19 protein-coding genes and 2 tRNA genes are annotated in these 23169 nt (G+C 39.9%); 18 read left to right on the top strand and 3 right to left on the bottom strand.

Going from position 1 to position 23169, the window contains the following annotated elements; all coding sequences use genetic code 11:
• Nucleotide 1: 1 nt before the first annotated feature.
• The gene (bioF, locus tag ACQ4KW_RS08890; protein ID WP_430886175.1) at nt 2–1159 is read right to left on the bottom strand and encodes an 8-amino-7-oxononanoate synthase; all 1158 of its coding nucleotides are present in this window, start codon (nt 1157–1159) and stop codon (nt 2–4) included.
• A gap of 224 nt (nt 1160–1383) precedes the next feature.
• Between bioF and ACQ4KW_RS08895 the strand changes: the two genes are divergently transcribed.
• The 16 genes from ACQ4KW_RS08895 to ACQ4KW_RS08970 all read left to right on the top strand — a co-directional run bounded on the left by ACQ4KW_RS08895 (nt 1384) and on the right by ACQ4KW_RS08970 (nt 19103).
• A complete protein-coding gene (locus tag ACQ4KW_RS08895) occupies nt 1384–1620 on the top strand; it encodes an acyl carrier protein (RefSeq protein WP_430886176.1) in 237 nt (78 codons plus the stop codon).
• Nucleotides 1617–2867 (top strand): beta-ketoacyl-ACP synthase II, encoded by a 1251-nt coding sequence (fabF, locus tag ACQ4KW_RS08900; protein WP_430886177.1) that lies wholly within the window; start codon nt 1617–1619, stop codon nt 2865–2867. The genes ACQ4KW_RS08895 and fabF overlap by 4 nt, the downstream gene beginning before the upstream one ends.
• Before the next feature lie 145 nt (nt 2868–3012).
• On the top strand, nt 3013–3945 hold the full coding sequence (locus tag ACQ4KW_RS08905; protein WP_430886178.1) for an FMN-binding protein: 933 nt from the start codon (nt 3013–3015) through the stop codon (nt 3943–3945).
• Between the two features lie 424 nt (nt 3946–4369).
• The gene (gene polA / locus ACQ4KW_RS08910) at nt 4370–7051 is read left to right on the top strand and encodes a DNA polymerase I (protein WP_430886179.1); all 2682 of its coding nucleotides are present in this window, start codon (nt 4370–4372) and stop codon (nt 7049–7051) included.
• Nucleotides 7020–7679 carry a dephospho-CoA kinase gene (coaE, locus tag ACQ4KW_RS08915; RefSeq protein WP_430886180.1) on the top strand — a complete coding sequence of 220 codons (660 nt, stop codon included), beginning with the start codon at nt 7020–7022 and terminating at the stop codon, nt 7677–7679. Before polA ends, coaE begins: the two co-directional genes overlap by 32 nt.
• A 245-nt stretch (nt 7680–7924) precedes the next feature.
• Nucleotides 7925–9130: an efflux RND transporter periplasmic adaptor subunit gene (locus ACQ4KW_RS08920; RefSeq protein WP_430886181.1), complete on the top strand. Its 1206-nt coding sequence runs from the start codon at nt 7925–7927 to the stop codon at nt 9128–9130.
• A 42-nt stretch (nt 9131–9172) separates the two neighbouring features.
• The gene (locus tag ACQ4KW_RS08925; RefSeq protein ID WP_430886182.1) at nt 9173–10027 is read left to right on the top strand and encodes an ATP-binding cassette domain-containing protein; all 855 of its coding nucleotides are present in this window, start codon (nt 9173–9175) and stop codon (nt 10025–10027) included.
• Nucleotides 10028–11143 (top strand): ABC transporter permease, encoded by a 1116-nt coding sequence (locus tag ACQ4KW_RS08930; protein ID WP_430886183.1) that lies wholly within the window; start codon nt 10028–10030, stop codon nt 11141–11143.
• 12 nt (nt 11144–11155) lie between these two features.
• Nucleotides 11156–12160 (top strand): ABC transporter permease, encoded by a 1005-nt coding sequence (locus tag ACQ4KW_RS08935; RefSeq protein WP_430886184.1) that lies wholly within the window; start codon nt 11156–11158, stop codon nt 12158–12160.
• 25 nt (nt 12161–12185) lie between these two features.
• Entirely contained in the window at nt 12186–12383 is a 198-nt protein-coding gene (locus tag ACQ4KW_RS08940) for a hypothetical protein (protein WP_430886185.1), read from the top strand.
• A 311-nt stretch (nt 12384–12694) separates the two neighbouring features.
• Nucleotides 12695–13732 (top strand): nicotinate phosphoribosyltransferase, encoded by a 1038-nt coding sequence (locus ACQ4KW_RS08945; RefSeq protein WP_430886186.1) that lies wholly within the window; start codon nt 12695–12697, stop codon nt 13730–13732.
• A gap of 207 nt (nt 13733–13939) precedes the next feature.
• A tRNA-Leu gene (locus ACQ4KW_RS08950) sits at nt 13940–14025 on the top strand.
• A gap of 359 nt (nt 14026–14384) precedes the next feature.
• Nucleotides 14385–16064, top strand: coding sequence for a CAP domain-containing protein (locus tag ACQ4KW_RS08955; RefSeq protein WP_430886187.1), 1680 nt, complete (start codon nt 14385–14387; stop codon nt 16062–16064).
• A 59-nt stretch (nt 16065–16123) separates the two neighbouring features.
• On the top strand, nt 16124–17437 hold the full coding sequence (locus ACQ4KW_RS08960; protein WP_430886188.1) for a DnaD domain protein: 1314 nt from the start codon (nt 16124–16126) through the stop codon (nt 17435–17437).
• Nucleotides 17434–18435 (top strand): ATP-binding protein, encoded by a 1002-nt coding sequence (locus ACQ4KW_RS08965; protein WP_430886189.1) that lies wholly within the window; start codon nt 17434–17436, stop codon nt 18433–18435. The genes ACQ4KW_RS08960 and ACQ4KW_RS08965 overlap by 4 nt, the downstream gene beginning before the upstream one ends.
• 128 nt (nt 18436–18563) lie before the next feature.
• A complete protein-coding gene (locus ACQ4KW_RS08970) occupies nt 18564–19103 on the top strand; it encodes an AAA family ATPase (protein WP_430886190.1) in 540 nt (179 codons plus the stop codon).
• Between the two features lie 150 nt (nt 19104–19253).
• Here the strand turns inward: ACQ4KW_RS08970 and ACQ4KW_RS08975 are convergent.
• Nucleotides 19254–19339, bottom strand: a tRNA-Leu gene (locus ACQ4KW_RS08975).
• 342 nt (nt 19340–19681) lie between these two features.
• On the opposite strand from ACQ4KW_RS08975, the gene ACQ4KW_RS08980 reads away from it, so the two are divergent.
• Both ACQ4KW_RS08980 and ACQ4KW_RS08985 read left to right on the top strand, forming a co-directional pair.
• Nucleotides 19682–20521 carry a nitrilase-related carbon-nitrogen hydrolase gene (locus tag ACQ4KW_RS08980; RefSeq protein ID WP_430886191.1) on the top strand — a complete coding sequence of 280 codons (840 nt, stop codon included), beginning with the start codon at nt 19682–19684 and terminating at the stop codon, nt 20519–20521.
• A 535-nt stretch (nt 20522–21056) separates the two neighbouring features.
• Nucleotides 21057–22622 carry an AbgT family transporter gene (locus ACQ4KW_RS08985; protein ID WP_430886192.1) on the top strand — a complete coding sequence of 522 codons (1566 nt, stop codon included), beginning with the start codon at nt 21057–21059 and terminating at the stop codon, nt 22620–22622.
• A 90-nt stretch (nt 22623–22712) separates the two neighbouring features.
• On the opposite strand, the gene ACQ4KW_RS08990 is transcribed toward ACQ4KW_RS08985, so the two are convergent.
• Nucleotides 22713–23027 carry a YbjQ family protein gene (locus ACQ4KW_RS08990; RefSeq protein WP_430886193.1) on the bottom strand — a complete coding sequence of 105 codons (315 nt, stop codon included), beginning with the start codon at nt 23025–23027 and terminating at the stop codon, nt 22713–22715.
• Nucleotides 23028–23169 lie beyond the last annotated feature (142 nt).

Consider the following 23169-nt stretch of genomic DNA (forward strand, 5'->3'; position numbering starts at 1 on the left):
ATTAATCACCAACCATTTCAAGTCCCCTCTTCAGAGCTGCTAGTAGCCCATCAATCTCAGCAGGCGTATGTGTGGCCATTAGCGATACCCTGAGTCTACTTGTACCTGCTTCCACTGTCGGTGGCCGAATAGCAGGCACAAAGTAACCTTCTTCCAGAAGGTACTCTGAAATGCGTAAAGTATCTTCTGATGATCCTATTATAACAGGAACGATTGGTGTCATGTCGTTATGGACAGAAATTCCCATTTCTTTTAAGCCGGTTTTTAGTCGGATGATATTATTTCTTAGTCTTGTTCGTCTGTCGTCTGCCACTGGTATGAGTTCTAGTGATTTAAGTGTTGCAGCGACATTCCCCGCTGGTAGAGCGGTTGAGAAAATAAAGCTTCGTGCCTTATTGCGCATCCAATCAATAAGATCTTGTCGTCCAGTGACATAGCCTCCAACCGATGGAATAGCCTTTGAAAATGTTCCTATGTGAAGGTCAATATCATGAGACATACAAAGTTCAGATGCTGTTCCACGACCATTTAGCCCAAGCACACCAAATCCATGAGCATCATCAACAGCAAGAAGGGCACCGTGAGCCTTGGCTATTTTTCCAATGTCTGAAAGTGGAGCCATAAGACCATCCATACTAAAGATGCCATCGGTAATGATGAGTTTATTTTCAGTTTCAACCTTACTAAGTTTCTTTTGAAGATCCTCTGTATCCATTGGCTTGTAGCGCAGTGTTTTTGCCTGGGTAAGGGAACTGCCATCCACAATGCTGGCATGATTCAACTTATCTGATAAGATGGTCCAGTTTTTATTTGTAATGGATGATATTAGGCCTAGGTTAGCCATATATCCAGTATTGAAAAGAATTGCATCATCTTGTTTTTTGAATTTGGCCAGTTCTCTTTCAAGGGTTTGATGAAGCGGTGTTGTGCCTGTTGTCATTCGTGACCCACCAGAACCGGTACCAAAGGCCTCCGTTGCTTGGACGGCTGCTTGCGTGATGTCTGGATGCCCATTTAATCCAAGGTAGTTGTTTGATCCGAAGAGGATGTACCACTGGTCCTTATGTTTGATTCGGCTGGCTTGTGCCGTTTCAATTGCTTTGCAAACACGCAGTTGTGAAGAGTGTTCAAGTTCCTTGACAGCTTGTTTAAAATCCATTGAAATCTCCCGTAATCATATTTGTAATTGCATTATTTTACATTATATATAATTCATGTGTTGGTGCTGTGAAATGTGAGGAAACTTTACATTCAAATGGAATCTTTGCCTGTCTTACATATTCTTATTGTAAACCTATATATAAATTATAGTTTACAATAAGGGCGATTTCAAGCATAATAGTAGAAAACGTAAACTGTATTACGAGTTGGAGGTTCACGAAAATGATTTTTGATAAAACAAAAGAACTATTTATTGAAGTAATGGGACTTGATGACGATGAAGTGACATTGGAAACGATGATCTATGATGAACTTGACGCGGACTCGCTAGACATGTCTCAAATAATACTGGGACTGGAAAACCACTTTTCAGTGGATCTACCCGATGATACATCAGCCCAAGTTGAAAGGGTATCAGACCTCGTTAAATTGGTAGAAACGGCGCGTGCAGCTGCATGAAAAAAAGAGTTGTAATCACTGGAACAGGGTGTATAACACCAATAGGCAAGACAACAAAGGAATTTTGGGAAAATGCCTTGGCGGGCAAGCACGGTTTTGGTCCCATCACACATTTTGATAAGGACCTTGTTAAAACAAGTCTGGTGGCACAGGTGAAGGGGTTTAATGCAAAAGAGACGATGGGTAGAAAATCAGTAAGACGTCTTGACCGCTATGCTCAGTTTGCAGTCCATGCGGCTCGGGAGGCATTTGCTGATTCTGGCCTGAGCCTCTCTTTTTCTCAGGGAGGTCCACTCATCTCTCCAAGTAGAATAGGGGTCTGTCTTGGGACGGGGGTTGGAGGCGTATCAACATATGAAGAAGAAAACGACAAATGCATTAATAAAGGGTCGACATTTGTGAATCCTTTACTCATGCCAAAGTGGATTCCAAATATGGCTGCAGCAAATATTGCCATGGATTTAGGGATTCAAGGACCAGTGCATACGATTTCAACGGCATGTGCTTCGGGGATTGATGCCATTGGCCATGGGCTCATGCTCATTGAGAGTGGGCGGGTGGATGCCGTTTTGGCAGGTGGTGCAGAAGCCTGTATAACACCTCTTATGATCTCAGGCTTTGAAAACATGGGGGCACTTAGTGGTGAAAAAGATGCAGACAAATGTTCAAGACCATTTGACACCGACAGGGATGGCTTTGTTTTAGGAGAAGGAGCAGCTGTTCTTATGCTCGAGAGCTTGGAGTCGGCAAAGCTTAGAAAAGCCAATATCATCGCTGAAGTGATCGGATACGGCACAAGTTCTGATGCCTATCATTTGACAGCGCCTGAACCAAATGCAGAGGGGTTGGTATTATCCATAAAACAGGCTTTGATTGACGCCAATTTAAGACCAAGTCAAATTGATTATATAAATGCCCATGGAACATCAACCAGACAAAATGATGAAATTGAAGCTCTCGGCATCAATAAGGTCTTTGGGAGCAAGGCGAGATCCATACCTGTCAGTTCAACCAAGTCCCTAGTTGGTCACCTTCAAGGGGCAGCCGGTGCTTTAGAAACTCTCGTTTGTGCGATGACACTTAAAATGGGTCGTATCCATCCAACCTTTGGAACGAAAAATGTTGATAAGGCTTGCCAAGTAAATGTTGTAAAAGATCAATTTGCATCAAAATCTATTCAATATGCAATGAACCTTTCCTTGGGTTTTGGAGGCCATAACGCCAGTCTTGTTCTAAAAAAATGGTAAAAAAAGAAAGTAATATTTGTGACCGATTATGTCTTTAAATGGCTTTGATAAGAAATTATTGAAGTCATTTTTTATTTTTAGGGTATAGGGCAAGTAAGTATCATCCGAACGAACTGACTTACATATTTTATTGGAGGAGGTTATTATGAAAAGATCGTTTTTTGCTTTACTTGTCGTTCTAATGCTTGTGGTATCAGCCTGTGCGCCAGCACAAGCCCCGGCTGAGGAACCAGCTGAAGCACCAACTGAAACACCTGTTGAGGAACCTATGGATGAAAGTTCGCAAGAGTCTGATGCATCATCAGATTCTATGGAAGAAACAGGTATGTATGAAGATGGTATTTATTACGCTGAAGCAGATGAGTTTAGCGCCAATAGTGGATGGAAATCCGTTGTTATTTTGAAAGTTACAGATGGTAAAATTTCTGAAGTCAACTGGACAGCAGCAAGTAAAGATGGCGGTATGGATAAGAAAGCTGCATCCATGAATGGTGCATACCCTATGGTAGAAGCTGGCGGAGCCCAAGCACCTTGGCACGAGCAAGCTGAAAAAATGGAAATGGCTCTTTTGGAAATGCAAGACCCAAGTATGGGAGAATATAACGATGAAGGATATACAGATGCTGTGTCTGGCGTGTCCATCCATGTAAACGACTTTTATATGCTGGCAGAAGAAGCCTTGGCTGCAGGTCCTGTTGAACCAGGTCCATACAAGGATGGTGGCTATCATGCAGAAGAGCCTGAGTTCAGTGAAAATTCTGGATGGAAGGCGACTGTGGACATCACTGTTTTAAATGGCAATATTGTTGCAGTCAACTGGAGTGGTCAGCATAAAGATGGTGGCGAAGACAAAAAAACTGCATCTATGAATGGAAATTACCCTATGGTTGAAAACGGTGGTGCAAAAGCACCATGGCACGAACAAGCTATGGAAGCTGAAGACCACCTTCTAATGACACAAGATCCGTGGGATATTGAACTGGATGCTGAGGGACATGCTGATGTGCTTACAAGTGTATCCATTCATGTGGATGATTTCTTCTTATTAGCTCAAGAAGCATTAGAGTCTGCGAAATAGAGGGAAAATAATATAAAAGCAAAGCCCGCGATAGACACAATATTGTCGCGGGCTTTTTATGTGTATGAAAATGATTTAAAGGCCTTCTTTTATACAAAAAGGCAGTGGAAAAGATTGAAATATAAAACAAGAACAAATATTCGTAGATTATGGCGACGAAGGGTAAAAACTGATAAAATGGATATAGTACATGAAGATGGTACATGCAGATAGGCTGTTTGACTTCTATGCAAACAGTTTTTTATAAAAATCATATGGTTTTTCAGACAATATTTATATCAGGCGTTTGCAAAATTACACATCTATGCCTTCGGTATACCATATATATTTTTTTATGCTTCTTATAATATCTATATATAGTATGGCCAGGCTTCTTGAATGGAATTTTGTAAGTCGCTCATATAAGAAGAAGGGGAGGACAACCTTGAAAGATAGAGTGGTAATTATTGATGGTAACAGTCTCATAAATCAGGCTTTTTATGCGACGCGTTACACGAATATGATGAATAAAGATGGCGTCCCGACAAATGCAGTTTATGGGTTTGTCAATATGATGTTGAAAATAAGAGATGACCTTGATCCAATTTACATGGCTGTTGCCTTTGATATGAAGGGACCAACCTTTAGACACAAGCAGTTTAAAGAGTATAAGGGGACACGAAAGGGCATGCCAGATGAGTTGGCTGTGCAAATGCCAATTCTCAAAGAAATGCTCGATGCCATGGGCATTTATAGAATGGAACTCCAAGGCTTTGAAGCCGATGATTTGATTGGCACCGTTGCCCATACATGTTCAGGTCAAGGCGTGGAGACCTTTGTGGTAACCGGTGATCAAGATGCCCTCCAATTGGTATCTGAAAAAACAACGGTGCTTATTAAAGGCCGAAAAAAAGAAATTTATTACACCCCGGCACTGGTTTTAGAAGATTACGGTGTCACACCAGACCGTATCATTGATTTAAAAGGGCTCCAGGGGGATACATCAGATAATATTCCGGGTCTACCTGGTGTAGGACCTAAAACAGCCGTTAAGCTGCTTGATCAATTTGGAACGGTTGAAGAGCTTATCCAAAGAAGCGAGGAAGTTACAAATAAACGCATTCGCGGCATTGTAGAAGACCATCAGGCATCGGCCATTTTAAGTAAGAAACTTGCTACAATTGAGGTTCATGTTCCGATTGATTTCTCAATGGAGGAATTAAAAATCACACCGCCAGACCTTGAAAAATTACTCGAAATGATTAAAGAGTACGGATTCAATTCTCTTATAAAAAGAATTAGAGAACTTAATGTTGAAGGGGAAATGCCAGAGCAAAAACCTTTTGAATACAGACTTGTGACAAGTGAGCAAGAAGCCAGAGACCTAGCGGCCATTGCAAGACATGAAGGTAAATTCGCCTTCCATAGTGTTTATGACAAGACAAATGTCAGAACCAATGAAATTGTCGGTATGGGAGTTTACCTTAAAGGAAAATCCTACTATATAGCAATTAAGGGCGACGAATCAATCCTTGGAGCCTTAAAAAGTGTTTTTGAAGACCCGTCAATTGACAAGGTGACATATGAAGCAAAAAAAGACTACCTGATTCTTCAACGATATGGTATTCAAATGCAGGGGCTAAAGTTTGATGGTTTTATTGCCATGTATCTTCTGGAACCAGGGCGCAAAAGTTATGATATGACCGATGTTGCTATGGAGAAGTTTTCTGAAACAATGAAGACAGAAAAGGACCTTCTTGGCACTGGTAAGAAGATGATCACTTATGCAGAAATAGAAGAAGAGACCATTGCGGAGTATACAGCGCGTTATGCCACATATGCAGGCAAGTTGCAAGAACGCCTAGAAACGGAAATGGAAAAACTCGAGTTGACAAAGCTGTATGAAACTGTAGAACTCCCTTTAATTGAGGTGCTTGCAAATATTGAGTTTGAAGGTTTTTCAGTGGATACCACAGAACTAAAAGCCTTAGATGAAGAACTAACAGTGAAAATTGAAGAGCTCACAAAAGATATTTATCATATGGCTGAAGGTGAGTTCAATATCAATTCGCCAAAACAACTTGGCGTGGTTCTTTTCGAAACATTAGGTCTACCAGCTGTGAAAAAGACTAAAACAGGATACTCAACAAGTCATGATGTTTTAGAAAAATTGATGGACAAGCATCCAATTATTCCAGCTATTATTGAATACAGGACATATACAAAACTGAAGTCCACTTATATTGATGGCATTTTTGCTGTGATTAATGATAGCACAGGCAAAATTCATACGAGTTTGAATCAGACGGTGGCTGTGACTGGGCGTCTAAGCTCCACAGAGCCAAACCTTCAGAATATTCCAGTCCGCCTACCACTGGGTAGACGACTTAGAAAGGTCTTTGTGCCGAGCGAGGGTCAGACCCTCATTGATGCCGATTATTCTCAAATTGAGCTCAGGGTCTTGGCGCAAATGTCTGAAGATGACAATTTGATAAAAGCCTTTACTGAAAACATTGATGTTCATGCCATGACAGCCTCGCAAGTCTTTGATGTGCCCCTTGATGAAGTCACATCCCTTGAAAGAAGTCGGGCTAAAGAAGTCAACTTCGGCATTGTTTATGGTATGAGTGACTATGGTTTATCAGAAAATTTGGGTATAACAAGAAAAGAAGCCAAAACATATATTGAAAATTATTTTGCAAAGTATCCAAAAGTAAAAGAATATATGGATGAAATGGTTGACCACTGCAAGGAAAATGGTTATGTCACAACAATACTCAACAGAAGACGTTATGTGCCAGAAATCAACCATAAGAATTTCAACTTGAGATCATTTGGTGAAAGAACAGCAATGAATACACCTATCCAAGGCTCAGCGGCAGATATTATTAAAATTGCCATGCTGAAAGTATATAAGGCTCTTAAAGAAAAAGACTTGAAATCAAAGCTGATTTTACAAGTGCATGATGAACTGATCATTGATACGCATCCGGATGAAGTGGAGCAGGTCAAAGCCTTGCTTCGTGAAAACATGGAAACGGCTGCAGATGACATTCTATCAGATGCGTTCAAGATCCCGCTTAAGGTGGATATGAATGAAGGTGAAAGCTGGTATGACACAAAATAAAGGAGATCTTTTCATGAAGGTTATTGGTTTGACCGGAGGTATAGGATCGGGCAAAAGCACTGTTTCGCGTATGTTGCGTGGTTTGGGCGCTAAGATTATTGACGCTGATCAAGTTGCAAGAGAAGTTGTCGAAAAGGGCAAACCTGCACTAAAAGAAATTGCAGAAACCTTTGGAGAGGATACCCTACTTGAAGACGGGTCCTTAGATCGTAAAAAGTTGGGTCGCATTATCTTCAATGACGAAGAAAAAAGACTAAAACTTAATGAAATCACCCACCCTCGCATTATCGAAGAAATTAATAATAAAATAGAAAAATGTAAGGTGAAAAAGTGCACTGAGGTTGTTGTGCTTGATTGCGCCCTGCTATTTGAAATGAAAATGGATGATTTGGTTGAAGAATCTTGGCTTGTCAGTCTTGATAAGGAAACACAAATTAAGCGTATTATGGCGCGAGATGAGCTTTCAAAAGATGACGCCAAAAAAAGAATAGAAGCCCAAATGCCCCTTGAAGAAAAAGTTGAAAAGGCGACGCGAATTATTGACAATTCGTCGGCTGTCAATGAAACACACAAGCAAGTGATGGATATATGGGATGAAGCTGTTCGTGAAGAGAAAAAGAATAATTAAAACCAATTAAAAAGTTTGATTTGAAGAAATGATGTAGATAAAAACCACTTGAGGATCGTATGACACATACGTGACTTGAGTGGTTTTTTTACGTATTTTCCGCTTTTTAAGGTTCTTCCATTTTTGAATCTGCATATTAATGTATGCAAAATGACGCTCAAGTCCTTAGATTGGGTATCAACTTTATGAAGGAAGAAATACATAAGTTGAATTGGACCGAAGCCATACCTTGAATGGAGGTTCCTATGAATAAGAAGTTGATCATAGCATTTGTAATTTTCACAGCCCTTGGACTGGCTATATTTTATTTTTTAACTGCTGGGCGTGTCGGTCTTGAATATGACACCGTTCTGGTGGAAAAACAAGCAATTGCCAAATTTATTGAAGAGACTGGTGTGGTAACTTCCCGGGAAGTTAGACCTTATTATGGTAACGGGCAGAAAACGGTTAATGAGGTGAATATAGAGCTGGGGCAATCTGTGAAAAAAGGACAAGTTCTCATACGCTACAAGAACACAGTGGATCTGGAAATTCAAAAAATAAATAAACAAATTGAGGCTCTTGAGGCCGCGTACGATGAGGTTTTATCTGGAACAGACGTGTCGAGCATAAGCACCGCTAGAATTGAAATTTCAAAATCTAACAGTGACTTGAAAGAAGCAAAGAAGAACCTGGAACGGATAGGGGTATTATATGAAAATGGAGCCGTTTCTTTGGTTGAATATGAAAATGCGCTTCGACAAGTGGAACGGTTAGAAAACAATCTGGACATTTCTCAGAATGCATATAATAAACTAACCAAGGCATTATCAGACAACAATAAGAAAAAATATGAAGCAGAGATTGATGTTTTGATCCTCACACTCGAAATACTTGAAAAAAGTCGAGAGGATTACACCCTTCGATCAAGCATAGATGGGATTGTCACTGAGATGAATACATTTAATGGGGACATCCCTCAAGCAGGTGGATGTATTCTTGAAATTATGGATCCAGATCAAAAAGTCATTTTGCTTGACTTTATGGTGGATGAGGCCCAATATATCGATGAAAATATGGAGGCTCAAATTCATGACCGTCATCTAAATGTTGATATGGACGGGTTGAGGGTGACTAGGGTCTACCCGAAAGCCTTTATCAAAATGTCAGAACTGAATGTAGAAGAGAATCGGCAAACAGTTGAAGTGAGACTATCTGACCGGGGACATGCACTTGATTTTGGAACAGAGGTTCAAACACAGGTTGTGGTAGAGCCACAGAGGCAGGCTTTGGTTATTCCAGTGTCAGCCCTGATATATGGTCAATCGAAAGTGTATGTGGAAGTGGTAGACAGTAATGAGGCACAAAGACAAGAAGTCATACCTGGGACAACGTTTGGTGAAAAAGTTGAGATTTTAGAAGGGCTTGAAGAAGGCGACGAGGTTATACTCAACCATCAGGAAAGTCAGTAAACTGATGGTCAATATTGATTTCTGTATGAGAGGAGCCTTGAAATGATAAAAGTCGAAAACCTGTACCATTCCTATAGCAATGATGACAAATACGCTGTTGACGATGTTAGCTTTGAAATAAAAAAAGGTGAGATATTTGGATTTCTTGGCCCATCAGGTGCTGGGAAATCCACAACGCAAAATATTCTTGTTGGGCTGTTGCCACTTCAAAAAGGGTCAGTTGAAGTGGCTGGCTTTGATGTGAAACATATCCGAAACAAGATGTTTAATAAAATTGGAATGTCTTTTGAACAGTCAAACGTATACAGTAAAATGTCAGGACTTGAAAATCTCGAGTTTTATAGAAAGTTATTTGATGTAAAAACCCGCAAGCCTATGGACTTAATAAATCTGGTTGGACTTGCTGGTAAGGAAAATATAAAGGCTGGAAAATACTCAAAAGGCATGAAACATAGATTGACCTTTGCAAGATCAATGCTGAACAATCCAGAAATGTGGTTCCTTGATGAACCCACCACAGGTCTTGACCCAGCTATTGCAGCACAGATTAAAGATATAATAAGGCAGGAAAATGAAAGAGGCGTTACCATTTTTCTAACCACGCACAATATGTATATTGCTGATGAACTGTGTGATCGAGTTGCATTTATTGTGGATGGAAAAATTAGAATCATAGATTCTCCCAAAGCCTTAAAACTTCAGTACGGTGAAAAACGGGTTGATATAGAGTATTTCAAAAATGAGACGCTTTTAAAGGCAAATTTTTCGACAGTGGAGAAGGCAGACAAGGTCAAAATGATTGAGCTCTTAAAGCAATATGACATTCAAACAATGCATACCAGAGAAGCCACCCTAGAAGAAATATTTATTAAGGTCACAGGGAGAGGACTGGTTTAAATGAAATTATGGTACAGTTTTGTCAAAGAGTTAAGTCTATCCTCAAAAAGCTGGTACTTCTATATTGAAATTGGTATGGCTCTTGTTTTACTCTTGATTCTTCTTTTTGTTATACCAGAAGATTTTGATACGAAAGGCAAACAATATTTATATTTGGAATTGCCTCAAGTTGTAGAGCAAAGATACCATAAAAATTTAAGGGAGGACGACCTGAACAACCAGGCTGAAAAGGTGGAAATTAAGTCTGGTGGTCAAATTTTCACCGCTGTTCTCTATGAAACAGAAGCCGCAAAAATATATATTCTAGATAGTTATGAAGCCTTGAAACTCTATTCTGAAAGAGAAAGTCAACCAGGTGTGTATGTACATGTTAATGATAAGAATCAAATTGTGCACACTTATTATTTACAAGGCTATGAAACGCAGAAGTATAGAAATCTGCTCATGGTCTACCATAATCGACTCACAGGATATGACGCCATTGAGGCATATTCAGACAGTATTGAAGTCCGTCAATTGAAAAAAGAAGCCCAAGTATTAACGGATAAAGAGAATATGATCCCTGTGTTCCTTACATTTAATGGGAGCCTTATGAGCTTGTTTATAGTGGCTGCATATATTTTTTTAGATAAGAGTGAGGGCATAATTAAAGCCTACGCGATTACAGCCAGTTCTGTTTGGCACTATTTATTGAGTAAGATTGGGGTTATTATTTTTACAAGTATTATAACCACTTTGATAATAACCGTGCCGACTATGGGAGGGCGGGTTCGCTATTTGGGACTAATTGTATTTGTGCTCTCATCTGGTTTTTTTGCAGGCGCGCTGGGGTTGCTTCTAACGAGTTATTATAAAGATATTGTGGAAGCCTTTGGTGCCATGTATATTGTGATTTTGCTTATGATAATGCCCAATATATCATACTTCACACCAAGTTGGGATCCTGACTGGGTCAAAATAATTCCGAGTTATGTTATGCTTCAGAGTTTTAAAGAGATAATATCAGTTCATGGTAATATGACCTATGTTTTTGTGGCTTCTTTAGGTTTTCTTGTCATAGGCCTTGACCTATTTATACTTGCCAACTATAGATTCAAGAAGACACTGTCCCTTTAAGGAGTGTTTCATATGATACGGAAAATACTTATCATTTTTCAAAGAGACTTGAAAACCAGCGTTCGAAACTTTATAACCCTATACATTATTGTTGTGCCCGTAATTTTTTCGGTCATTATCAATGTTTTTTCGCCAGGGATCAATGACACAGCCGTTGAAGTTCTACTACTCGATGGAGAAAACACTGAGCAAACTGAGTATTTCCAGAAGTTTGCCAAGGTTGAGTTGATGCAGACACTAGAAGACATTGAGAATAGAATTAGAAAAAGAGACAATATAGTGGCTGTGGTTCCCAATCAAGCTGGGGACTATTACTTATTAAGTCAGGGCAATGAACCAGATTATATTATTGATTATGTTAAAAGCCTTACAACCTTTGAGCATTATAACATTGGTATTGATGCGTCCGCGGTTGAACTCATAGACTACGGAAGAACAATCCCACCGCTAAAAAAGGTCATGGTCAATACAGCTATGATATTCACATCTATTTTGGGAGGCATGATCATAGCCCTTAATATTGTTGAAGAAAAAACGGAGAACACCATTAGTGCAATTCATTTATCACCGGTTTCGCGTATGGGTTTTATTGCGGGTAAGAGTTTGATTGGAATTGTTATACCCATTGTAGGGTCTGTGCTCATACTTGTCATAACAGGATTTAGAGACATTAACTATATGCATGCCATACTTATGGTTTCAACATCCTGTATTATCAGCATATTGATCGGATTCATTGAAGGCATAAACAACGATGATGTTATGAATGCAGCGGGTAATATGAAAATGTTGTTTCTCCCGCTCTTTGGAAGTATAGCTGGAGAAGAACTTTTAGCGGACAAGTGGCAAGTGCTCTTTTACTGGATTCCCTTTTACTGGACATACAAAGGGAACGATTTGGTTTTATCCAGCAAGGGGTCGTGGTTTGAAATAATAGGGTATAGCTCTATTGTTCTTATAATAAGCGGGCTTGTATTCTTAGTGCTGGCTCCAAGAATTAGAAAAGGTCTAGAGTGATTACATTATGACTGGAGGGTATGGTATGAAAGTTTGGGGTATACTGGCGATTGTGTATGCAGCTCTAGTGGTGGTTATTGCCGTAATGAAACCTAGAGCCATTTGGAGTATGAAAAAAATTGAATTTTTTAAGAAACACTTAGGGGACAGGGGAACGGAGATATTCTTCTATATATGGGCTTTTTTGTTCCTCGGGCTGGGTGTATGGTTGCTGACTCTGTAATGCCAAGTCTTTCTAGAACTTTTCCAAAGTTATGGAATAGACCAATATGGTGATTGTGTGAGTTGATAATTTTGTAAGTGACCGAGATAAATAATTGTATAAAATAAGGGATTAAATAACATAATGTGTATGAAAACACACTGAAAAAGGGGAATATAAGCATACGGGTATATTGATAAATAAATAACAAATTAACATAATCCCGTTAATGCATTAACTTATCTCATATCCGGGTATTTTCATTGAATATGATCACCTTTTCCTATATAATTATTGTGGTTTTACTCATAATGCAAGGAAGGATTGATCAAATGAAGGAGTTGAAAGGACTTCAGGATGTCCCTGACGTTCAAATCGACAAAGATCGAAAGTTTCATTCTGCATCGCATGACGAAATTTTAACAGGCAGAACATCAGATATATATTTTCTACGAACTCTCGATATACTAAAAGAACTAAATTTGGATGAAGCCATTGTTACTGCAGAAATATTCCCGCGCAAGTCAGGTATTTTTTGCGGTATCGAAGAAGTCAAAGAACTTTTAAAGGGCAAGAACATTGAAATGTGGTCAATTGATGAAGGGGAGTTTTTTGAACCTAAAGACACCGTTATCAGAATCACTGGGCCATATAGAGAATTTGCTGTATATGAAACGACTATTCTTGGAATGCTTGCAAGTCCTTCGGGTTGGGCAACAGCCTCAAGAAAAGTAAAAGAGGCATGTGGAGACAAATCCTTCCTCTGTTTCGGTGCTAGACATGTGCATCCAGCAGTGGCGCCTGTTATGGAGCGCGCTGCAGTTATTGGTGGTGCTTCAGGTGCAAGCTGTATTCTAGCAGCAAGACTTGCAGGTATTGAACCAAGTGGTACCCTACCACATAGTGCAATGCTTATTGCAGGTGACACTCTAAAAGTAGCAAAAAAATACAATGAAGTTATGCCAAAAGATCATGGTCGAGTGGTGCTTGTTGACACATTTAAGGATGAGGTGGAAGAAGCCCTACGCATCGCGGATGAACTTGGAAAAGATTTATATGGTATACGTGTTGACACACCAAGTGAAAGAGGCGGCGTGACAGCAGGCCTTATTCGTGAAATGCGAGCGAAACTGGACATCGCTGGTCATGACCATGTGAAGATTTTTGCAACAGGCGGGCTAACGCCTGAAAGAATTGAACTCTTATCAGAAGCAGGGGCAGATTCTTTTGGTGTTGGTAGTTTTATTTCGGCCGCTTCACCAATTGATATGACAATGGACATTAAGGTTGTGAGTGGTGAACCTGTCGCTAAAAGAGGACGAATTCCAGGTTTGGTGGATAATCCCAAGCTAAAGAAAATTGAATTATAATTTGTTAAAACTAAAAAGGGATTGCAGAAACTTATAGGGCTTCAGCAATCCTTTTTTTATGAATGAACGATAGATTCTTCGTGCTTTGTAGAGGACCATAATAGCTTGTGGTGTGAGTGAATCAGACTCAATATTCCGACTATTTTTACGTATATTGACATTTATAGTTTTTTATCTTAGAATATTCTTGTTACCAAAATAATATTTGCGAGAGTGGTGGAACGGCAGACACGCTGTCTTGAGGGGGCAGTGACCGACAGGTCGTGCGGGTTCAAATCCCGCCTTTCGCACCAAAGAAATTGCCCATTGTATAAATGGGCTTTTTTTATTTGTCTTTTAAATATCATAAGCATCTTCAATAAAACACATTCATTTGAATGTGTTTTATTGAAGATGCTGGACTTTGTAGCCCTCTGCATGTAAGGCTCAAGATCATTTTTATAAATATTCCTAAAGCTGTCCCGGTTATCCTTTGGAGTTTGCTCGATGAAATCATATAAGGTTAGAAGAACATATAAAATTGCGTGAATGAACCTTTTTTGAGGGTATAATTGGAATTAGGGTGAAGTGGGAGAGACAAAACGTATGACCTTATAGAGACTTATATGAAGGTGTAATATAAGTTGTTCAAATGACAAAGGAGAGCGAGAGTATGAAAAAAAATGAACATCAAGTGGTTATTGCAAAAGCACTCATTTTCACACTCCTATTAGGAGCTTTTTATTTTCCAGGGAATCAGTCATTTGCTGAAACCAGTTATTTACCCTATGCCCAAGCACTCAATAAATTAGGTGTGCTTGAAGGCACTGACAAAGGCTATGAACTTGACCGTCCACCAACTCGTTTGGAAGGGCTTATATTATTTATAAAACTGCTTGGGGAGCAAGACGAGCTCACAAGCATTCAAACATTTACAACTGCATTTGATGACGTTCCAGGATGGGGGTCAGCCTATGCAGAATATGCCCATGCTATGGGATACACAAGTGGTATTGCCAAGCGAACATTTGGCTCAAGCCTTGAAATACAGGCCAATTCATATATGACCTATCTTCTAAGAGCTCTTGGGTATGAAACGGAAATTGGTGACTTTCAGTGGTCTACAGCCCTTGAAGATGCAGTCCGCTTAAAGGTTATTACAGAAGAAGACAAAAATATGCTCATGGATACAACCTTTACAAGGGGACATGTGGCGTATTTGTCCTATGAGGCATTGAAGGCCCAAACAAAAAATGGTGGACAAAGCCTTTACGAAACATTAAAAGACAAGGGCCAGTTCACAGCCCCCCTTCCTGAAGTGGAGGTAGAGGCATCACAAAGTCAGACACCTAACTCAGGTTCTGAGAATACTGGTGAAAATTTGAGTGACCTCTACAATGAAACCACAAGTCTTTTAAAAGAAAGTGAAATTATTGCAGCCTATGACGCTATAATCCCTGTATCATCAGCTTCCTATTATTCTGACCAACCCATTTTTGATGCACCATACAAGGCTGGCACTCTGAGTACTGATCTGGTCCAGTCAGCCCTTGATATGTTGAATCTTGTCCGGCTAACGGTGGGATTGTCCAGCAATATAGAAGACGATGCCACATGGAATGAACTTGCACAACATGCATCGCTGGTAAATTTTTTGAATAAGCAAATGGCCCATTATCCAGACAAGCCCACTGGCATGTCGAATGAAATGTATGACATGGGGGCACTAGGGGCGCGTACGAGCAATTTATATTACGGATTTAACAGAGCTGGGGCATCAGAGCTGAAAAATACAATCTTAGGCTATATGGACGATTCAGATGATTTTAATGTGAAGCTTCTTGGCCATAGACGCTGGTTTCTTCATCCTGACCTAGCAAAGGTTGGGGTCGGCTATGTGACAGACGGCCAAACAACCCATTCTGCCATTAAGGTTTTTGATGAAAATGGAAGACCTGCTAAGTCAGACATAAATCCGGAGTATGTGGCATGGCCAAGTCCTCATGCTTTTCCGACCATGTTCTTTGACAGCCATGTGGCCTGGTCGGTTTCACCAAACCCCGATGTGTATGACAACACTAAAGTGGATGAAATAGAAGTAAGGCTTGAAAACATAACAAGTGGTCAAACCACGACCTTCAAGCAAGATGAACTTATGCTCATGACAGAGGGCACAAGCAAATATTTTAATATAGACACCAAGGGGTATGGCATACCATTCGTTATTATTTTCAGACCGGACAAAGCTGAAATAGTGGACAACCATATATATACCGTGAAGATTACAGGCCTTTACAAAAAATCAGGAGAAAAGGCTGAAATCATATATGCAACTCGTTTTTTTGATATGTAGATGATCCAGTTAATGATATAATGGAGAGTACGTAGCTAAAGATTAGAAAGGATATTATCATGGGATTATTTGTGAGCTCAAAGACATTTGATTTTGGTACAACTGAGGTTGAGAACCTCTTCATAACAGATTTCATGATGATGGCTGACGGCACAGCGATAAAAACTTACTTGCTTGGCCTCCATTACCTGAGGAATATGAATGGGGTTCAAGATCTTTCCAATAGAAAGTTAGCCACCCATATGAACGTCTCTCTTGATGACGTCGTGCGGGCATGGCAGTTCTGGGAAAAACTTGGACTGGTTCAACTATCAGAGTCAGGCGAAGACCCTAACGAGTTTGATATCACCTTTGTACCAATCAGACAAAAATATCTGGACAATAATTATGTGACTGTGGACAAGGCCAAAATTCAAAAGGCCACAGTCAAGCGTGCTGTTTCACCAGAGCGTCTCACTGTTTTTGAAAGAAATGAAGAGAACAGACGTCTACGCCAATATGTAGAAGGTCGCGTTCAACGAGAACTCCAGCTCAAAGAACTGATCGGTCTTTATGAGTTTGTTGAGGACATTGGCCTTGGTTATGAAGTGGTCAAGTTTGGATTTGACTACGCCCAGCAACTGGGTAAACTCAATAGAAGAGGGAGCTTTAACTATGTATACCGTGTCCTTGAAGGTTGGAAGGGAGCAGGTATACAAACAATAGAAGAAGCAGAAAACCATATTGAAATGCGGTCAGCAAAATATCGATTTGCTTATGATTTAGAGCGGATTATTGGGGCTTCGGGTTCAGCTAACGCCCTAACAAAGCTCATTGATAAATGGAAAAAGAAATACGACTACGATGAAATATTTATAAAGACCGTTGCAGAATATTTACGGAGCACACGGACAAAATTGGTTCCAATTACCCTAGATGACTATTTTAAAGAACTCCATGGAAAAAATATTAAAACCATTGAAGAATTTAAAACATACTTGTCGGCAGGGGAGTATTACTACGGTCTTATGAAGGCAACTGGCATCTGGGTGCCAGTAGAACTCATGCGTTCAGAACTGAAAAAATGGCATGAAGATTATGGGTATGGTAAAGAGATGATACGCCATATATTGATAGAACAGAAAAAGCGTAAAACGCGGCTCACCTTGGCAGGCGCAGAAACTGTTTTAAAAGAGGCTCATAATCTTGGAATAAAATCTATTGAAGAGTACAACAGACACCTAGCAAGTAAGCCGGGGTATGGAAAGAAAGAAAGCGGTGCTGGGCCAGTGAAAAAGGGCAACTTCGGTAAATTTGCTCAGAGGGATAAATCCAGTCTTGGCAAACTTGTGAAATCAGCACGTAAAGCAGATAGAAAGGGCGAAGAATCTTGATCATAGACCACGCAGCCATTAAACGTGAATACGATAAAGTCAAAGCAAAGAACAAAGCCATAAGACGTATGCGTCAAGAAGAGGTTTATGCCCGTATTCCACGTATCATGGAAATTAAAAAGGAAATCGCAAAATCAGGAAAAGAGCTCACACGCAAAATGCTGGCTGGACACGAAGTCACAGAAGCGGACACGCAAGCTATGGAAAAAAAAGCCAAAAATCTTATGCAAGAGAGACTCTTTCTTTTGACAGAGCACAATTATCCCACGAATTATCTCGATGAAATATATGATTGTGAAATATGTAAAGATGAAGGCACGGTGGGTATTCACAAGAAATGGTGCAAGTGTTATCAAAAGCGAATGACAGAACAGTTGGTCGAAAAATCCAATATGTCGGGCACTCTGAGTGCAGAAAACTTTGATACATTTGATTTGACGATATTCTCAAGTGTCCCTGATGAAAATCATGGTGTTTCGCCGAGGGAATATATGAAGGATCGCTTTAAAAAGGCCCATGAATACGTTGGGGGCTTTGATCACAACAGGGGGAACCTGCTTCTTGTTGGTCCAACGGGGACAGGAAAGACCTTCTTAACCCACTGTATAGCAGAAGACTTGATCCGAAGAGGCTTCCTCGTTGTCTACTTTACAGCTATTGGCGTTCTCAATAAAATAAAAGAGGCATCCTTTGACAAGAGTTATGAAGCCAAGCAAATGGTGGCCATGATGCACCAGGCTGACCTGCTCATTATTGATGATTTGGGTACAGAAATGACAACGGATTTCTCTGTGTCAGAGCTTTTCGGTATTATCAATGATCGACTGATTCAACCGAGAAAGGCCACCCTTATATCGACAAACCTAACCCCTGACAACATTCAAGACAGGTATTCTGAACGTCTGTCATCGAGGATACTGGGCAAGGCAGACATTTGGGAATTCTTTGGAGATGACCTGCGTATTGCACTTAAATTAAAAGAATATGAAGAAGAATAAAAAAACGTTTGAAATTATTTAATGTTGTGGTATTATAACGCTCTGATCCAAATTGGTTCAGGGTGTTTTTTATTGAGTTGAAAAGATAGTCGATGTATGAAATTGCTAATGTATAAGGGGGTTAAGACATGTCGATTAGACGTATAATGATTATGGGGTCTGCAGGTTCTGGAAAGTCAACCCTAGCAAGAGCCTTGTCTGAAAAAACAGGGATTGAAGCCATTCACCTGGATTCGGTTTTTTGGAAACCTGGATGGATTATGTCAGAAAAACAGGAACAAATCCAAATTCATGACGTATTAATGGAAAAAGATGCATGGATTATAGAAGGCAATTATTGCGCCAATATAGAGAAAAGAGCCCAAAAGGCAGATTTAGCGATTTATCTTGATATGCCCTTAGCCCAGTGTATGTATCGAGTCATTAAGCGCTACCTCTTAAATAGGGGAAAATCCAGGCCTGACATGGCTGAAGGCTGTCCCGAGAAAATTGACATAGAGTTCATTAAGTACATTCTTTACTATCACCGCGAAAAGAAATATGAACACCTTGATTTGTTACATAAGTATGCTGATTACGACAAGATTATTATGCTGAGCGGAACAGACCACATCAATCGCTTTTTAGATACATTTTCAGGTGATTGGTCTATGAAATCAACGGCTTAGGCTTGATGAGAATTGCTTAGTTACATGTTTTATAGGAAGGTGACCGAATGATTCATATCCATGATGGCATACTAGAAGTGGATAGAAAAAGAAGGGTCAAAAAATAGAAGACCGCAGCCCTTGAGCGTATCAAGAACCACGGTTCTTTATTGGTGCGAAAGGCGGGATTTGAACCCGCACGACCTGTCGGTCACTGCCCCCTCAAGACAGCGTGTCTGCCGTTCCACCACTCTCGCGAATATTGTCGATTTTTCTGCAAACGACTATTATATAGTAATCAAAATGCTCTTATATGTCAATAGGAAATCGTTATTTTACAGACAAAATATCACTAATTCAAATCTCCTAATCTGACTATGATCTTATTGGGCGTATCAGTTCTGTTTTGTAAGTTTAGATAATGTCGGTAGATTCCTAAAATAGGGGCTGGATTTTGTAAAAGCAGACCAGACTTTGCCGAATGTTTCCCATTTGACTGAATGCAAAAATCACGAAAATAGTACTAAAGCGGTTACAATATAGCTAAAGCCATATAAAGTGACAAAATATTGTGTTAATATTAGGCTAGGAGGTGCTATATGAGAGTTGGCATGGTTCAAATGACGGCTGTTCGTAACGACAAAGAAGCAAATCTTTTAAAAATGGAATCATTTATTAAAAAGGCTTCAGAGGAAAACGCTTCCATAGTTTGCTTTCCGGAGTTGTCTGTAACAGGATACTCAAAAGGAGAGCCTATGGCGGTTGCTGAGTCTATAGATGGCCCTTCTGTAAAGCGCTTGCAAAAACTAGTTGAGACATATAATGTTACTGTTCTTGCCGGTATGGCTGAAAGAACAGATAGTGGGGTCTACATATCCCATTTATCCATAAAACCTGGAGAAGACATTGAGGTTTATAGAAAGACTCATTTAGGGGCCCGTGAAAAGAAAACCTTCAATCAAGGCAGTAAAATTCCTGTTTTTCAAGCCACGGGGGCACAAAAGAAATCGAAGTATGGGATTGGGCTCTGTTATGACCTACATTACCCAGAACTCGTGACATCTATGGCAGTCCAAGGGGCCAAGGTAATATTTGCACCTCATGCAACCCCTATTGGCGGCGTCAGACGACTTGCTATATGGGAAAAATATATGCCAGCAAGGGCCTATGACAATGGTGTATACGTGCTTGCTTGTAACTTGGTTGGGCATGATGGGAAAAAGGACTTTGGAGGCGGTATTGGCGTTTGGAATCCAAAGGGAGAAAATATTTTGGCTTGCCATGATGAAAAAGAGCTTATGCTTATGCTGGACCTGGATTTAGATATTTTTAATAAAAAAGGCGGTATGGGTAAAACAGCAGGCTTTCTAAATGATCGGCGCGTCAAACTGTATTTGAACTCAGCGGGTTTCACCCTTGAATCTTCAAAGACAAGCTGATCCCAAATGATCTATCACATATAAATGACGAATTTAGAGATTGAATATATATAAATTCAAATACAAAAACTCCCGAAGAACTTGAAAAGCGGGGGTTTTTTTGTATGGAATTGAATCTGGCGTCTTAATAGAAATCGAGGTGTTTGTAGTCTTTGCAACAAGAAATATTACCTGAATTATTACGGAATAGACGTATTCAATTCACATTATGGAGTTACAGAAATGAAATATCTTGCGGTTACGAATACTTAACATATCTATGTATACAATATACAGTCAAATTTCTGAATATTTGCTTGTCTATGATTACATGAAAATGCAACAGTTCTATCATTATTGTTTAATTTTTGTAATCTGTACAATATTTCTTGTACATAGGGGGTTCAATTGTCTGAAAAATTCCACTTCACTGGATAGTATTGCGATTAACGTTTTCCTGTTGCTATAATATCGATGCTGTTGCGCAAACAGTTAAAAAAAGAACTACGTAAGTTCTACATAAAATTATGTTGTGTGAAAACGAAAGGGGTATCACATGTCAGTAGCAGGTAAAACGGCAACGAGCCAAAAGAAAAATGGCTTGTTCAATAAGTTTCTTGACGGCATTGAGCGCGTGGGTAATGCGTTACCGCATCCGGTAACACTATTTATGATTTTCTGTGCTGCAATTATTATTATTTCTGATTTATGCGCACGTGCAGGCGTGTCTGTTGAGTTCACTATGATCGACAGAAAAACACTTGAGACAAGTGTTCAAAACATTGAAGCTATTTCTTTAATGAATGCTGATGGTTTACGTTATATGTTTACATCAGCGGTTAAGAACTTCACTGGATTTGCACCACTAGGTACTGTACTGGTTGCAATGCTAGGTGTTGGTGTCGCAGAAGGCACTGGCTTCATCGGAGCACTTCTACGTAAGGTTGTAATGAGCACACCAAAGCAGCTTATTACAGTTGTGGTTGTATTCCTAGGTATTATGTCAAACATCGCTTCAGATGCAGGTTATGTTGTGCTTGTTCCACTAGGCGCAATCATTTTCCTAAACTTTGGTCGTCATCCATTAGCAGGTCTAGCGGCAGCATTTGCCGGTGTATCTGGTGGTTTCTCTGCAAACCTTCTAATTGGTACTGTTGACCCACTACTTGGCGGTATCTCAACTGAAGCTGCTAAGATTATCGATCCATCTTACGCTGTACCAGCGACAGCCAACTACTTCTTTATGATCGCTTCTACATTCCTTATCTCTGGTATTGGCTGGTTTGTGGTTGAAAAGATCGTTGAGCCTCGTCTAGGCGAATACAAAGGCGCTAAAGAAGTTACTCTTGATGAGCAATCAAAAGAAGAAAAGCGTGGTCTTCTCATTGCAGGTCTTTCTACACTTGCATTCCTAGGCGTTATGCTTCTTCTTATTCTACCTGAAAATGCTGTTCTTAGAGATCAAGCAACAGGTGAAATTCTTGGTCACTCACCATTTATCAGCTCAATTGTTGCTATTATCATGTTGTTCTTCCTGATTCCTGGCGTTGCTTACGGTCTAGGTGCAGGTACGATCAAGTCGGATAAGGATGTTGTATCAGCAATGTCTAAAGCAATGAGCACAATGGGTGGTTACCTTGTTCTAGCATTCGTGGCTGCACAGTTCATTAAGTACTTCAGCTACACAAACCTTGGTATTATCCTTGCTGCAAAGGGTGCAGAATTCCTTGAATCTATCAGCTTTACTGGATTCCCTCTAATTCTTGCATTCATCGTTATTTCAGCATTTATCAACCTATTTATCGGTTCTGCATCAGCTAAGTGGGCAATCATGGCTCCGGTATTCGTACCAATGCTAATGCAAATGGGCTTCACACCTGAATTTACGCAAGTTGCATACCGTATTGGTGATTCTACAACAAACATCATTTCACCACTAATGTCTTACTTCGCTGTAATCGTTGCTTTTGCACAAGCTTATGACGAAGAAGCAGGTATCGGTACACTAATTGCAACAATGATGCCATTCTCAATCATGTTCCTAGTTGGATGGACTATCCTACTTGGTATTTGGTTCGTTCTTGGTCTGCCAATTGGACCTGGTATCGGCATCTACATGTAATAAGTATGAGCAAATGATCAATATATGATTTAAAAAACCCCGTCGCTTATAAAGTGACGGGTTTTTTTTGTTATACAGATTTAAAGTGCGCTATTTTAGTTTTACAGCCGTTCCGTATGCTAGAATTTCAGCAGCACCATCCATGACGGATGACGTTGCAAATCTAAAGCCTATCACAGCATCGGCACCTAGTTCTTCGGCATTTTCCACCATTCTTTCTAGGGCAATGCGACGGGCATCTTGAAGCATTTCAGAGTACTGCTTGAGTTCGCCACCGACCAGTTGTTTGAAGCCAGCCATAATGTCCTTTCCAATATGTTTTGACTGGATGGTGGAGCCTTGAACCATACCAATTGCTTGAGTGACTTCATTGCCAGGAACGTGATCAATTGTTACAATGGTCATAATTACCTCCCGTATAATCTTAGAACATTCAGGGATGCGTTAGATATAATTGGGTTTATTGAATATACGAAATCCCCTTATATCTTTGTGAACAATCCAAGATAAGTATTAGTCTTATAAGTGGGTATATTAATTGAGTATA

Source organism: Tianxiuia mixotrophica (assembly GCF_050596425.1).
Classification (GTDB): domain Bacteria; phylum Bacillota; class Clostridia; order Peptostreptococcales; family Acidaminobacteraceae.

What these genes read in the sequence shown, in the direction of transcription:
- bioF (WP_430886175.1), bottom strand. Translation starts at nt 1,159, where the DNA reads ATGGATTTTAAACAAGCTGTCAAGGAACTTGAACACTCTTCACAACTG.
- ACQ4KW_RS08895 (WP_430886176.1), top strand. Translation starts at nt 1,384, where the DNA reads ATGATTTTTGATAAAACAAAAGAACTATTTATTGAAGTAATGGGACTT.
- fabF (WP_430886177.1), top strand. Translation starts at nt 1,617, where the DNA reads ATGAAAAAAAGAGTTGTAATCACTGGAACAGGGTGTATAACACCAATA.
- ACQ4KW_RS08905 (WP_430886178.1), top strand. Translation starts at nt 3,013, where the DNA reads ATGAAAAGATCGTTTTTTGCTTTACTTGTCGTTCTAATGCTTGTGGTA.
- coaE (WP_430886180.1), top strand. Translation starts at nt 7,020, where the DNA reads ATGAAGGTGAAAGCTGGTATGACACAAAATAAAGGAGATCTTTTCATG.
- ACQ4KW_RS08920 (WP_430886181.1), top strand. Translation starts at nt 7,925, where the DNA reads ATGAATAAGAAGTTGATCATAGCATTTGTAATTTTCACAGCCCTTGGA.
- ACQ4KW_RS08925 (WP_430886182.1), top strand. Translation starts at nt 9,173, where the DNA reads ATGATAAAAGTCGAAAACCTGTACCATTCCTATAGCAATGATGACAAA.
- ACQ4KW_RS08930 (WP_430886183.1), top strand. Translation starts at nt 10,028, where the DNA reads ATGAAATTATGGTACAGTTTTGTCAAAGAGTTAAGTCTATCCTCAAAA.
- ACQ4KW_RS08935 (WP_430886184.1), top strand. Translation starts at nt 11,156, where the DNA reads ATGATACGGAAAATACTTATCATTTTTCAAAGAGACTTGAAAACCAGC.
- ACQ4KW_RS08940 (WP_430886185.1), top strand. Translation starts at nt 12,186, where the DNA reads ATGAAAGTTTGGGGTATACTGGCGATTGTGTATGCAGCTCTAGTGGTG.
- ACQ4KW_RS08945 (WP_430886186.1), top strand. Translation starts at nt 12,695, where the DNA reads ATGAAGGAGTTGAAAGGACTTCAGGATGTCCCTGACGTTCAAATCGAC.
- ACQ4KW_RS08955 (WP_430886187.1), top strand. Translation starts at nt 14,385, where the DNA reads ATGAAAAAAAATGAACATCAAGTGGTTATTGCAAAAGCACTCATTTTC.
- ACQ4KW_RS08960 (WP_430886188.1), top strand. Translation starts at nt 16,124, where the DNA reads ATGGGATTATTTGTGAGCTCAAAGACATTTGATTTTGGTACAACTGAG.
- ACQ4KW_RS08970 (WP_430886190.1), top strand. Translation starts at nt 18,564, where the DNA reads ATGTCGATTAGACGTATAATGATTATGGGGTCTGCAGGTTCTGGAAAG.
- ACQ4KW_RS08980 (WP_430886191.1), top strand. Translation starts at nt 19,682, where the DNA reads ATGAGAGTTGGCATGGTTCAAATGACGGCTGTTCGTAACGACAAAGAA.
- ACQ4KW_RS08985 (WP_430886192.1), top strand. Translation starts at nt 21,057, where the DNA reads ATGTCAGTAGCAGGTAAAACGGCAACGAGCCAAAAGAAAAATGGCTTG.
- ACQ4KW_RS08990 (WP_430886193.1), bottom strand. Translation starts at nt 23,027, where the DNA reads ATGACCATTGTAACAATTGATCACGTTCCTGGCAATGAAGTCACTCAA.